The organism is Pararhizobium qamdonense (assembly GCF_029277445.1).
Lineage (GTDB): Bacteria > Pseudomonadota > Alphaproteobacteria > Rhizobiales > Rhizobiaceae > Pararhizobium > Pararhizobium qamdonense.
Map to the genome: position 1 here is coordinate 170,803 of NZ_CP119567.1, position 11,754 is coordinate 182,556.

Annotated in this window: 11 protein-coding genes; 4 read left to right on the forward strand and 7 right to left on the reverse strand. The window is 58.0% G+C overall.

Translation table 11 applies throughout. The features are described 5' to 3' along the window. Nucleotides 1-21: 21 nt before the first annotated feature. The 6 genes from PYR65_RS22095 to PYR65_RS22120 are packed head-to-tail and all read right to left on the reverse strand — an operon-like array spanning nt 22 to nt 5,537. Entirely contained in the window at nt 22-1,209 is a 1,188-nt protein-coding gene (locus PYR65_RS22095; RefSeq protein ID WP_276121597.1) for a DegT/DnrJ/EryC1/StrS family aminotransferase, read from the reverse strand. Further along, nucleotides 1,206-2,183: an NAD-dependent epimerase/dehydratase family protein gene (locus PYR65_RS22100; protein WP_276121598.1), complete on the reverse strand. Its 978-nt coding sequence runs from the start codon at nt 2,181-2,183 to the stop codon at nt 1,206-1,208. Before PYR65_RS22100 ends, PYR65_RS22095 begins: the two co-directional genes overlap by 4 nt. 16 nt (nt 2,184-2,199) lie before the next feature. Beyond that, nucleotides 2,200-2,904, reverse strand: a complete 705-nt coding sequence (locus PYR65_RS22105) for an acyltransferase (protein ID WP_276121599.1) — start codon at nt 2,902-2,904, stop codon at nt 2,200-2,202. Further along, nucleotides 2,894-4,000: a DegT/DnrJ/EryC1/StrS family aminotransferase gene (locus PYR65_RS22110; protein ID WP_276121600.1), complete on the reverse strand. Its 1,107-nt coding sequence runs from the start codon at nt 3,998-4,000 to the stop codon at nt 2,894-2,896. Before PYR65_RS22110 ends, PYR65_RS22105 begins: the two co-directional genes overlap by 11 nt. Further along, nucleotides 3,997-5,034, reverse strand: coding sequence for a Gfo/Idh/MocA family protein (locus tag PYR65_RS22115; protein ID WP_276121601.1), 1,038 nt, complete (start codon nt 5,032-5,034; stop codon nt 3,997-3,999). The genes PYR65_RS22110 and PYR65_RS22115 overlap by 4 nt, the downstream gene beginning before the upstream one ends. Next, nucleotides 5,034-5,537: an acyltransferase gene (locus PYR65_RS22120; protein WP_276121602.1), complete on the reverse strand. Its 504-nt coding sequence runs from the start codon at nt 5,535-5,537 to the stop codon at nt 5,034-5,036. The genes PYR65_RS22115 and PYR65_RS22120 overlap by 1 nt, the downstream gene beginning before the upstream one ends. Nucleotides 5,538-5,925: 388 nt before the next feature. Between PYR65_RS22120 and PYR65_RS22125 the strand changes: the two genes are divergently transcribed. Then, nucleotides 5,926-7,182 (forward strand): glycosyltransferase family 4 protein, encoded by a 1,257-nt coding sequence (locus tag PYR65_RS22125; protein WP_276121603.1) that lies wholly within the window; start codon nt 5,926-5,928, stop codon nt 7,180-7,182. 42 nt (nt 7,183-7,224) lie between these two features. Here PYR65_RS22125 and PYR65_RS22130 read toward each other — a convergent pair whose 3' ends face one another. After that, complete coding sequence (locus PYR65_RS22130) at nt 7,225-8,133, reverse strand: glycosyltransferase family 2 protein (protein WP_276121604.1); 909 nt, start codon at nt 8,131-8,133, stop codon at nt 7,225-7,227. Nucleotides 8,134-8,750: 617 nt separating this feature from the next. Here PYR65_RS22130 and PYR65_RS22135 point away from each other — a divergent pair. The 3 genes from PYR65_RS22135 to PYR65_RS22145 all read left to right on the forward strand — a co-directional run bounded on the left by PYR65_RS22135 (nt 8,751) and on the right by PYR65_RS22145 (nt 11,618). After that, nucleotides 8,751-10,085: an O-antigen ligase family protein gene (locus PYR65_RS22135; protein WP_276121605.1), complete on the forward strand. Its 1,335-nt coding sequence runs from the start codon at nt 8,751-8,753 to the stop codon at nt 10,083-10,085. An 86-nt stretch (nt 10,086-10,171) separates the two neighbouring features. After that, the gene (locus tag PYR65_RS22140; protein WP_276121831.1) at nt 10,172-10,945 is read left to right on the forward strand and encodes a right-handed parallel beta-helix repeat-containing protein; all 774 of its coding nucleotides are present in this window, start codon (nt 10,172-10,174) and stop codon (nt 10,943-10,945) included. 28 nt (nt 10,946-10,973) lie between these two features. Beyond that, nucleotides 10,974-11,618 carry a class I SAM-dependent methyltransferase gene (locus tag PYR65_RS22145; RefSeq protein ID WP_276121606.1) on the forward strand — a complete coding sequence of 215 codons (645 nt, stop codon included), beginning with the start codon at nt 10,974-10,976 and terminating at the stop codon, nt 11,616-11,618. The last annotated feature ends 136 nt before the right edge of the window (nt 11,619-11,754 follow it).

Here is an 11,754-nt window from a genome sequence, read left to right on the forward strand (position 1 = left end):
GGGTATTGAACTAAGTAGAATTTATGCGGTCGCTCTCTGCGGCGCAAGGCACAGATTGCGAAGCGTCTCGGTGACAAGAAGCACCTCTTCGTCGGTCATCTGCGCAAACAGGGGGAGAATGATCGCCCCTTCCTGCGCCGCCACACTTCGCGCGAGCTGGCCTGCAGCAACCCGATGTGTTGTCTTATCGGCATAAGCGTCTTCGCGATGAATGTTCATGATGCCGCGCCGGGTCGAAATACCCTGGTCCAGCAACACCTGCATCGTCTCGCGCTGGTCAAGCCATGGCGGAAGCATGACGCAACAGCTCTGCCAGTTGCTGCGGGCCCAGGATGGCTCAACGGGGGTCTCAAGCCAGGTGATGTTGCGAAGTTCCTGCCGGTAGAGATCGGCCAGATGACGCCGCCGCGATATCAGTTCCGGCAGCCGGGTGAGCTGCACCCTGCCCATCGCGGCCTGAAGGTCGGTCATGCGATAATTATAGCCAAGCTCCGGATAGCCCTCATAGATGACCTGGCGCGATCCATGGCGGATCGTATCGGGCACGCTCATGCCGTGTTGCCGCCACAGCCGGAACTTGCGGTCATATTCGGCATTGGCTGTCGTCAGCATGCCGCCATCGCCAGTCGTGACGACCTTGCGGGGATGAAACGAAAAACAGGCAATATCGCCCCGCGGCCGGCCGATTTTTTCCCACTGGCCATCGATGAGGATTTCACTCCCGGTTGCGCAGGCTGCGTCCTCGATGACCGGAATGCCATTGCTTTTGCCGATCTCAACGATCGTTGCAAGGTCGCAGGGCATGCCGAGCTGATGCACGCACAGGATCGCTTTGGTCCGAGAGGTGATTTCCGCCTGGATCAGCTGAGGGTCGATATTGAAGCCATTGGCTTCGATATCGACAAAGACCGGCATGCCGCCCAGATAGCGGATGGCATTCGCCGTTGCGATGAACGTATGGCTGACGGTGATGACCTCGTCTCCGGGGCCAACGCCAACGGCCTTCAACGCCAGATGCAACGCCGTCGTGCAGTTTGAAACGGCGCAGGCATGATCGGCCTGGACGAAGTCTGCGAATTCGCTTTCGAACGCGGCAACCTCCGGACCTTGCGTCACCCAGCCGGACAATACGACGCGGCGGACCGCCTCCACCTCCCTTTCATCGAGCAGGGGCTTGGCGACGGGGATCTGGGGAAGGACCGGGCTCATGCGGCGCGCCCTCCCACGTCCAGCACCCGTTCCTGGCGCCACCAATCGACAAGACCGCGCAGGCCGTCTTCCAATGACACCTGGGCTTTAAATCCCAAAAGACGCTCGGCCTTGTTCGTGTCGGCGAGCCTCCGCGTCACGGCGTTCACTTTGCGCGCTTCCTGATGTTGCGGCGCCAGCGACGCGTTCATCACGCTCGTCAAGAGCTTGGCAAGCTCAAGCAGGCTGGTCTCTTCACCGCTCGCAACGTTGAAGACCTCGTCGGTAATGCCGGACTTTGCGGCAAGCATATTGGCCCGCGCGATATCGTGAATATGGACGAAATCCATGGTTTGGCTGCCATCACCATTGATGATAGGCGGCAAGCCCGCTGATATCCGTTCCATCCAGCGGATCAGCACCTCGGTATAGGCACCATAGACATCCATGCGGGGACCATAGACGTTGAAGTAACGCAGCGCGACATAGTCCAGGCCGTACATTTCGGCAAAGCTGCGCAACAATCCTTCGTTGAACGCCTTGGCGGCGCCGTAGATGGTCCGGTTGTTGTAGGAGTGATGTTCCTCGGTCGTCGGGAAACTTTCGGCAAGACCCAGAACGGAGGCGGATGAGGCGGCGATCACTTTTCCCACCTTGGCCTCAACGGCCGCTTCGAGAACATTGAACGTTCCCTCGGCCAAAACTTCAAATGCAAGCCGGGGATCCTCGGCGCATTGCGTGATCCGGATCGCTGCCTGATGGAAGACGATATCGACACCTTTGAAATGCTTTGCCAGCAAAGCGCGGTCGCGGATATCTCCTTCGATGACGGTCAGCGGAAAGATCGCCTGCGCCTCCGCCAAATTTTCCCGGCGGCCACGCACGAAATTATCAAAGATCAGGATTTCGCGCGGCTGCTCGCGCGCCACGAGATCGGCAATATGCGAGCCGACGAGGCCGGCGCCGCCGGTAATAAGGATCCGCTTGTCTTTCATAATCTGCTCCCAACGTTCAGGATATGGCTGTCGTGGTGTCGCTATCGCTACGCCAACGGAGAAACTTTGCCGGGACCCCGGCGACGATCGAGAAGGGAGCGACGTCAGAGACGACGACTGCTCCAGCGCCTACGATTGCGCCCTTGCCGATTGTCACGCCCGGAAGGATCGTCGCATTGGTGCCGATATCGGCCCATGCGCCGATGCGCACTGGCTTGATCTCGAGATCCGTGCGAATGATCGGCACGTCGATCGGATTGGCTGTGTGGCTTGACCCAAGCAGCTTGGCGCCGGGCCCCCAGCCGACATGGTCCTCGATCACCAGGTCACGCGCGTCGAGAAAGGCCTGCGGGCCGATCCAGACATTGTCGCCGATCACGCATCTGCCGTCGTAGCGGCCCTGAATATTGGCCTGCGCGCCGATGAAAACGCCGCTGCCGATCTCGAAGGTCTCCGGATGTTTGAAGACGGCCCCAGTTCCGATCTGAAGCCCGGCGCCGCATTGGCGCGTAGCGGCCTGCCAGATCGCCTTGCGCATCAGGGCGTCGACATAGCCATCACCCGTTGAAAAGCGGCCATAGAGCTCGATGAGGCCTGCGGCGCCATAGGTTCGTTTGAGTTCAGCGGCCATATCCAGCTGAAATCCGGGATCCGGCGGGACTTCGCGGCGCCCATGCACCGATTGAACGATCCGGGCCATGGAGGTGATGTCAGCTGACATAGGCATCTTGCTCCAGCGCTGCCACGACCTGTTCCACCTGTCTTCCGGTCATTTCAGGATAGATCGGCAAGGACAGAACCGTGCGGGATGCGGCCTCGGATACCGGAAAGTCACCCGGTTTGTAGCCGAGGTCTTCATGTGCCTTTTGCAGATGTACCGGGATGGGGTAATGCAGGCCGGACTGGATGCCCTCCGCTTCCAAAGCACGGTGGAGACCGTCCCGGTCCCGGCAGCGGACTGCATAAACATGATAGACATGGCGGCGATAGGCGACTTCGACGGGTGTCTCCACGGTATCCAGATTGGAAAGCAGTGACGAATAGCGGGATGCATGCGTGCGGCGTGCAGCGGTCCAGGCGTCGAGATGCCGGAGCTTGACGCGCAGGATCGCACCTTGGATGCCGTCCATGCGGTAGTTGAAGCCTTTGACCAGATGATGGTAGCGGCGCTCCTGGCCCCAGTCGCGCAGCATCCGCATGGTCTTGGCATGTGCATCATTGTTGGTGACGACGATGCCGCCTTCGCCGCAGGCGCCGAGGTTTTTGCCGGGGTAGAAGCTGAAGCAGCCGGAAGCGCCAATGCTGCCGGCGCGGCGGCCCTTATATTCCGCACCATGCGCCTGGCAGGCATCTTCGATGACAGCAATACCATGGCGGTTTGCAATGGCCATGATTGCGTCCATATCGGCCATCTGGCCGTAGAGATGAACCGGAACGATTGCCTTCGTGCGCGGCGTGATCGCGGCTTCAAGCTTGGCGGGATCCATGGTGAGCGTCATCGGTTCGACATCGACGAACACGGGCAATGCGCCGGCATAGCAGATCGCCGATACCGTGGCGACGAAGGTGAACGGAACGGTGATGACTTCATCACCGGGGCCGACATCTGCTGCCAGCAACGCCAGATGCAGCGCACTGGTCCCGGTGTTGACGGCCACCGCGTGTTTCGCGTCGGAATAGGCCGCAAATTCCTCCTCGAACTGGGCAACTTCCGGCCCCAGAACATATTGTGCCGAGGCGAGGACACCCAGGACGGCCGCGTCGATCTCATCCTTGATCGATGCATATTGCGCTTTGAGATCAAGGAACGGGATCATGCGATCAGCCTCGCCTGTTCGAGTTCAACCACGCGGCCGCGCTGCTGCAGAGATTGCGTTGCCGCTTCAAGGATGCGGACAACGCGCAAACCGGCATGGCCATCGACGATCGGCTGCTCGTTCTTTTCCACGCAATCGACGAACTGCTTGAGTTCACGGCCAAGCGCCTCGGTCATATCGAGTTGCGGCGCGTACATGTCGCCCGTGCGGTAGCCGACCAGCATCTGGTAGACCTTCTCGCCATTGCGCTGCGGATTGCCGTTCAGTGTGATGCCCTTGTCGTAGATCTTGATCTTTTCGCTGGGCTCAAGGTCGTCGTAGACAATCATCTTGTTGCTGCCGCCGATCAATGTGCGGCGGACCTTGACGGGTGCCAGCCAATTGACGTGGATATGAGCGATCAGCTTGCTTTCGAAAAACAGATTGAGATAGGCGATGTTTTCCGGTTCGCCGGCGACATGGCTCATGCCGGTCGCGGACACGGCAACGGGTTTTTCCTGCAGCACGTAATCCATGATGGAGAGATCGTGGACGGCAAGGTCCCAGATGACGCTGACATCATGCTGGAACAGGCCGAGATTGACCCGCACGGAATCGTAGTAATACATGTCGCCGAGCCCATTTTCGACGACTTCGCGCATCTTGCGGACAGCGCCCGTATGCACGAATGTATGATCCACGGCGAGGACGAGACGCCGGCGGGCGGCCTCATCGACCATGCGGCGCGCTTCATCCACCGTAGACGCCATCGGTTTTTCGACAAAGACATGCTTGCCGGCCATCATGGCTTTCATCGCCAGTTTGAAATGGGTCGAAACCGGCGTTGCGATGGCCACCGCATGAACGCGGGGATCGCGCAGAACCTGTTCGAAGTCGCTGGTGATTTCCACGGCCGGATAGCGCGCTTTGACGGTCGCCAACCGCTCCGGCATAAGATCGCAAACATAGAGAAGCTGTGCGTTGGGCACTTCCGCTATGTTCCTGACAAGATTTGGGCCCCAATAGCCGTAGCCAATTACCGCTATGCCGATCATTATACTCTCCTGGACAAAGGAATTTCGGCCGGTGCGCCCTGCGCGCAACCGATAATTTGAGCTGGAACGCCTGCAACAATCACCCAGTCGGGGACATCTCTTGTCACCACGGCGCCAGCGCCGACGACGGCGCCGGTCCCGATCGTCACGCCGGGAAGGATCGTCGCGTTGCTGCCGATCGCGGCCTGGCGTTTGACCAATGTGGGAACGACATCCCATTCGCCGTCGGTCAGCAATTCTCCATCTGCATTGACGGCGCGCGGATGGGGATCGTTGGTGAACATGACCCCATGGCCAATGAAAACGCCGTCTTCGATCTCCACGCCTTCGCAGATGAAGGAGTGGCTTGAAATCTTGCAGTTGCGGCCGATGACCGCGTTCTTCTGGATTTCCACGAATGTGCCGATGCGGGAACCCGCTCCCACTTTGCAGCCATAGAGATTGACCAGGTCGGGATGGTGAATGACCACCCCATCTTCCAAAATGACACTCGATGCGATCATGCTGCGAAGACCCCAAATCGCGAAACAAGACTGAATTCAAATGATCTCGATGCGGCGATTTTCATCGCGATAACAATCATCAAAGGCCACGCTGTTTTGAATTCTCCGGTCTTCAGAAGAGTGGGTTTCGACCGGCGAGTAAAGAAAACAAAATGCGGTAATCCGCACTTCGAAAGGCGTAGCCGCACAACGCGCGGTGCTGCTTCCGAATGCGGATGCTGGCGATCATCTGCACCCTGTCATGGGCGCGTCACTCAAAGGGGGAGCTTGCGGGATCATACCATCCACGCAACTCTGCCATCGTACCAGTGCGCTTATTGCGGCTCCGTACGCCGGGCTTTTGAGCGAGGACGTTCGGCTCGATGAACATTAAAGACAGAGGGAAACGATGCGTCTTCTCGTATATCCGCATGATCTTTCGATCGGTGGCAGTCAGATCAACGCAATCGACCTTGCAGCCGGTGCCGCCGCTGCAGGTCACGATGTCTCAGTCTATGGCATTCCCGGCCCGCTGGTTGACTACATCACAGAGCGCGGACTGACATACATTCCGGCCCGAACGCTCCACTATCGCCCCGCGCCCTCGCGGATAGCACAGCTCGCAACCATTGCCCGTCAAAACCGGATCGATCTCATTCACGCCTATGAATGGCCGAGCTGCCTGGATGCCTATTACGGCGCGTCGCTTTGCCTGAACGTGCCCTTGTTGTGCACGGTGTTGAGCATGGATGTGATGCCTTACGTTCCAGCATCCGTGCCGCTGATCATGGGCACCGCGGATCTCGGCGCGCAGGCCCGCAAGGTGCAAAAAAGCGGGGTCTGGGTGATCGAACCGCCCATCGATGTCGAGCGTGACAATCCGGATATTGACGCAACCACCTTCCGGCGCCGGCATGAGGTCTCCGACGAGGAGTTTCTGATCGTCAGCGTTTCGCGTCTCGCGCTTGATTTGAAACTCGATGCCCTGGTGCGCGCCATCGATGCCGTCGATCTTCTTGCGGGCTCATATCCGTTAAAACTCATCCTGGTGGGGGACGGGCCCGCGCGCGCCGCATTGGAGATGCGGGCACAAGCGGTCAATGCCCGGCATGGAAGAGACGTTATAAGCCTTCCCGGAGCGGATATGGACCCGCGGCCCGCCTATGCTGGCGCCGATCTCGTTGTTGGAATGGGAAGCTCGGCATTGCGGGCGCTGGCGATCGGCCGTCCGCTGATCGTTCAAGGCGAGGATGCTTTCTCTGAAATATTTGAACCACACACCTATGATCTGTTCTTGAAACAGGGCTTTTACGGATTGGGCGACAAAAAACCCGGCGCGCAGCTGCTTGCGCGCCAGATTGAAGAGCTGGTTATCGATGCCACCAGGCGGACAGAGCTTGGTATCTTCGGCAGGCGCGCCGTCACGGAGCGCTTCAGCCTTCAACGCGCCATTGGCGTGCAGCTGGACATTTACCGGCAGGTTCTGGCCAATCCGCCGCACCGAAATCTGTCTGAGGCCATGCGCTCAGCGCGGCTGGCCCTCATGCTGGAATATGCCAATCACGATCCCGGCCGCAAACGCCGCAAAAGGGACCGCGAATCCGCAATTCTCTCCGCCGCACGCTCAGGCCTTTGGCCCCCGGCATCCGCCGGGAGCTGGGTGTAGCAGCATCAATTTTTTTCCGAAAACAGTTTCGCTGGATGTCTATCAGGCGACGGGCCGCTGTGGGCGGCTCTTGAACAATTTCCCGACCATGATGGAGCCGATCAACTGCATATGACGGGGATAGGTTTTCAGAGCGGCGGTGAGAAATTTCATCGCGCTTTTTCGTTTTCCCGCTGTGTAAAAATAGCGCGCGACGTCGATCAGCATCAGCGACTTTTGTTCGCTGCGATTGCAAAGCACAGCCCGGTTTTTCTTCAGGATTCGAAGCAGGCCGATGATTTCGCGGCGGCGGTTGATCGAGATGCTGTCACGCGAAATGAAGCCGAGCACGACCGGTTCAACGTCTTCATAGATCGACGTGTGCTGGGCCAGCCGGATGGCAAAGTCCCAGTCTTCATTGGCCCGGGCGCAGACATCAAACCATTCGGCATAGGGAAAGCAGTTCTTTCGAAACAGGGCGTTTTGCAGGCTGATCCGGTTGCGGGTGAGGAGCCGGCCAAGCTGGTCGTCCTCCAGCGACAGGCGCCCTTCCGGCGGAGGATCGTAAGCCACCCGGCCGGAGCCATAGTTCCGTTGGTTGTCGCGCCCATAGACGATCTTTGCGCCGATGACGGCGCCGACATCGCCGGGGATCGCGGAAAACAGTGCGAACTGCTTTTGCAGTTTGCCGGGCAACCACAGGTCGTCGCTGTCCTGGAACGCGATATACTCGCCTTTCGCATGGCAAAGGCCGGTGTTGCGCGCGGCAGCTGCTCCGCCGTTTCGAACACGCCTGACATAACGGATGCGGCGATCACTAAAGCCGCGCACCACGCTTTCGATGTCCTCGGTCGAGGCATCGTCGACCACGATCAACTCCAGATCCTGATGGGACTGGGTGATGACGCTGTTAATCGCTGCGACCAGGCTGCCGCTTCTATTATAGGTGGGTAGAATAACGGATATCGTCATCAAATGAACATTCCACACGAGCAACAATGACAGTCAGTGCGTGCGCATGTCTGCGCAACTGCCTTGGTTTTGGGATCGACAAGCGACTGCGATCCAACTCCTCTGGCGTACGGGACCGGAGCGGCAAGCACAATTTAGCTTTATTCATAAGCCGTGCGCCAAGAGGTGAGGCGCCGCACCACGCCATCAGTCAAGCTCCATCATTTGGAGGAGCCAGTCACATCCTGCAGATGAAGAGGTCAGTGATCATCCGGCCGCATCGCGGCGTAAGAGGTATGCACTCCGGCAAAATCCACACCCACTCTCGACCAAAAACCAGGTTCATATCGCGCCCGGATTTCGGCAAGCTCTGACATGAAACGGGTTTCCCGGCTTTGTGGCGATCCGGACTGGAGAGAAAACGTGTGTAAACTCCGACCGATTGCGGCCTATGGCAGACCAGACCGTGTTTCCAATACGGACCCCGGCTATCCCAATGCTATGACGCCGGTATTTCCGCGTTGGTCAAAGCCGTCAAGCCGGGTGCACCCTTGATGCCCATGCATGGTGCCGCAAGACGGGAGCGCGGATACCCTCAACAGCGCCGGCGTCCTGGATCCATTACCAGGCCAGCCCAAGTGCCCACGACCAACCGGGCCGTCACCACTCAGGCGATCGAGGGGCACACGACAACACAGACGGCAATCCGGGACAAACTGCCTTGGGTGGCGGGTCTCTTCCTGTTCAGCTTGATTATCCCCTGGATCATCGAGCTCGGCGCGCTGCGCCTTTCCGTTTCCCGCTTCATCTTGATTGCCACGATCCTCCCCTGTCTGGTCATGTGGATGAGCGGTAAGGCCGGGCGGATCAGGACGCCGGATATTCTGGTAATTTTGTTTTGCCTTTGGTGCTCGGTCAGTCTGGCTGTTGTGCACGATCTGGCAACGTCTTTTCAATCCGGCGGCATGATGGCGATCGAGACGATGGGCGCCTATTTTCTGGCGCGCGTCATGATCAGAAACGAGGGGCAATTTTATGGAATGGTCAAGGCAATCTTCCTGATCATCCTGCTGCTTCTGCCACTATCGCTTTATGAATCGGTGACAGGATCGAACATCGCTCTCAACATGTTCCGATCGGTTTTGCCCACCCAGATCGATTATTTCATGGCACCGCGATGGGGGCTGCGTCGCGTACAGTCGGTGTTCGATCATCCCATCCTATATGGCGTATTTTGCACAAGCGTGTTTGCCCTCGTGCACAAGGTTCTTGGGCGCGATGTTTCGCCGATGCGCCGATGGGGCCGTTCCATTCTGGTCTTTCTGGCCACGCTTCTTTCGATGTCTTCAGGTCCGTTGAGCGCCTTGGTGGTGCAGGCTCTCTTGATGTCCTGGGGATGGTTTCTGCGCGGCTTTCGCTATCGCTGGCATGTCCTTGCGGCATTCTTTGCATCGCTTTACACGGCGGTTTCGCTTGTTTCGAACCAATCCTTTTTTGAATTCTACGTACACTACTTTGCCTTCAGCCAGGATACCGGTTGGGACCGCATCCGCATCTGGCACTACGGCTGGCTTTCCGTCTTCAATCACCCGATCTTCGGCATCGGTCACAACGAATATCAGCGTCCAGAATGGATGGAGCCGAGCATCGATATGTTCTGGCTCATCAATTTCGTGCGTTTCGGATATATCGCAGGCATCCTGATGTTCCTGATCTTCGCATGGGTTTTCCTCAGCACCGCCTTGAAAAAAGGCCTGAGCGACCAGCAAAACGACTACCGGACGGCCTATCTGATTTCGATGGTCGGTGTCTTCACGGTGGGATGGACGGTTCACTTCTGGAATGCGCCCTACCTGCTGATCATGTTCTATCTGGGCAGCGTATCCTGGATGCAGGATATTGACAGCAATGCGGGTCAAAGCTCGAAGGTCATCCCGAGAAGCCCACTCAGAACAGCCGTGAAATCGTCATGAGACTGAGGGCCAAAACCCGCTGGCTTGCGATGTCCTGGCTGCTTACGGCCGGCGTCGCGCAGCATGCGCCCCTTGCGTTGGCGCAAGTGGCAATCGCGGACGCGTCGCCAGTGGTTAAGGCGAAGATCGTGGTTTACCCGGATGATGCAAGCACCGGCGTCCCTGCCAATCTACCTCTCGTGCGCGTAACAAACTTCGTTCTGGATGTCGCTGGAGCGACCGTCAGCGGCCTGGATTTTCAAGGCGCGGTCACGATCACCGCGCCGAACGTAACGTTGCGAAACTGCAGAATTTCGGCAAAGGGCTGGGCGGCGCTGGACATCCGGTCGGATGGCGTAACCATCGAGAATTGCGATATCGACGGCCAGGCTGCACCCGGTATTCGCGGTATCAGCATTTCCGGCAACAATGTCTCAATCCGTCACTGCAACATCCATCATACGGAAGACGGTATCTACCTCACGGGTTCATCCAATATAACTATCGAAAACAACTATATCCATGACCTGCAGTCGCAGTGGGACGGTCCTCATTTTGACGGAATTGCCACGGATGGCGGGATCACCGATGTTGTCATCAAAGGCAACACCATCGTCAATCCTCACGGGCAGACGTCGGCAATCATGCTGAGCAATTATTTCGGGCCGGTCACGCGCGTGCGTGTCGAGAAAAACCGTCTCTTGGGCGGCGGTTACACCGTCTATTCGGACGGCCAGTTCGGCGCCGGCTCAATATCCAATGTCTCATTCCTGGATAACAGGATGGGCAAAGGCCATTACGGATACGCGTCCATAAACAACAATATTCCGGATTGGTCCGGAAACATCGATGACACACTTGAAACAATGTTGAACCAATGAAATTGGCGCGCACGGGGAGCCGGATGACATGAAGGATCTAACAATTAGCCGCTTCAGAACCGCTCGCGGGCGCATTCTCAGGCGTCAGATCGAGAAACTTGCCGACCATCTGGGACGGCCGGTATCCATTCTGGACGTTGGTGGCCGGCCGGACTATTGGGAAAATGTCGGGCATGAGCGCATCAGTGAAATCCGGCTTCTCAATATCGATGAAAACGAGATCGATCGCCACGGCCTGTCCAATCTGTTTACCAGCGAGATCGGCGATGCGCGTGACCTGAAGGGTTATGCGGATAAGTCGGTCGATCTGGTTCATTCCAATTCGGTGATCGAGCATGTCGGCGCCTGGCCTGATATGAGCGCGATGGCATCAGAGATGCAGCGGGTCGGTCTGTCCGGCTGGATACAAACGCCGGCGTGGGAATTTCCGATCGAGCCGCATTTCCGGCTGCCATTCCTGCATTGGCTGGCTCCGCCCATGCGGCGTGCGGCGCTGAAATTGTCGAAGGACTACGGTGCTTTGGATGTCGCGACGCGCCGTTATCACATCGACCGCATCAACCTTTTGTCCTACAGCGAGGTCAGGGCGTTGTTTCCGATTGGTAATATCTATGTCGAGAAGTTTGTTTTCTCGAAAAGCTATTCGGCCCGGTGGGGGCCGGGGGCTGCGTAAAAACGCCCTGAACAATCTGCTACGATATCGCGCCAAATTTCGTTGCGCATCCGCATCACGGCAACGCTGGGCCGGGTAATGACATATTCTGCGCGCGCGACGGCTGAGCTCTCAAACGTTACAGCTTCCGGCTGAG

Bases quoted from the DNA above. Each gene is read 5' to 3' on its own strand.
- PYR65_RS22095 (WP_276121597.1), bottom strand. From the start codon at position 1,209: ATGAGCCCGGTCCTTCCCCAGATCCCCGTCGCCAAGCCCCTGCTCGAT.
- PYR65_RS22100 (WP_276121598.1), bottom strand. From the start codon at position 2,183: ATGAAAGACAAGCGGATCCTTATTACCGGCGGCGCCGGCCTCGTCGGC.
- PYR65_RS22105 (WP_276121599.1), bottom strand. From the start codon at position 2,904: ATGTCAGCTGACATCACCTCCATGGCCCGGATCGTTCAATCGGTGCAT.
- PYR65_RS22110 (WP_276121600.1), bottom strand. From the start codon at position 4,000: ATGATCCCGTTCCTTGATCTCAAAGCGCAATATGCATCGATCAAGGAT.
- PYR65_RS22115 (WP_276121601.1), bottom strand. From the start codon at position 5,034: ATGATCGGCATAGCGGTAATTGGCTACGGCTATTGGGGCCCAAATCTT.
- PYR65_RS22120 (WP_276121602.1), bottom strand. From the start codon at position 5,537: ATGATCGCATCGAGTGTCATTTTGGAAGATGGGGTGGTCATTCACCAT.
- PYR65_RS22125 (WP_276121603.1), top strand. From the start codon at position 5,926: ATGCGTCTTCTCGTATATCCGCATGATCTTTCGATCGGTGGCAGTCAG.
- PYR65_RS22130 (WP_276121604.1), bottom strand. From the start codon at position 8,133: ATGACGATATCCGTTATTCTACCCACCTATAATAGAAGCGGCAGCCTG.
- PYR65_RS22145 (WP_276121606.1), top strand. From the start codon at position 10,974: ATGAAGGATCTAACAATTAGCCGCTTCAGAACCGCTCGCGGGCGCATT.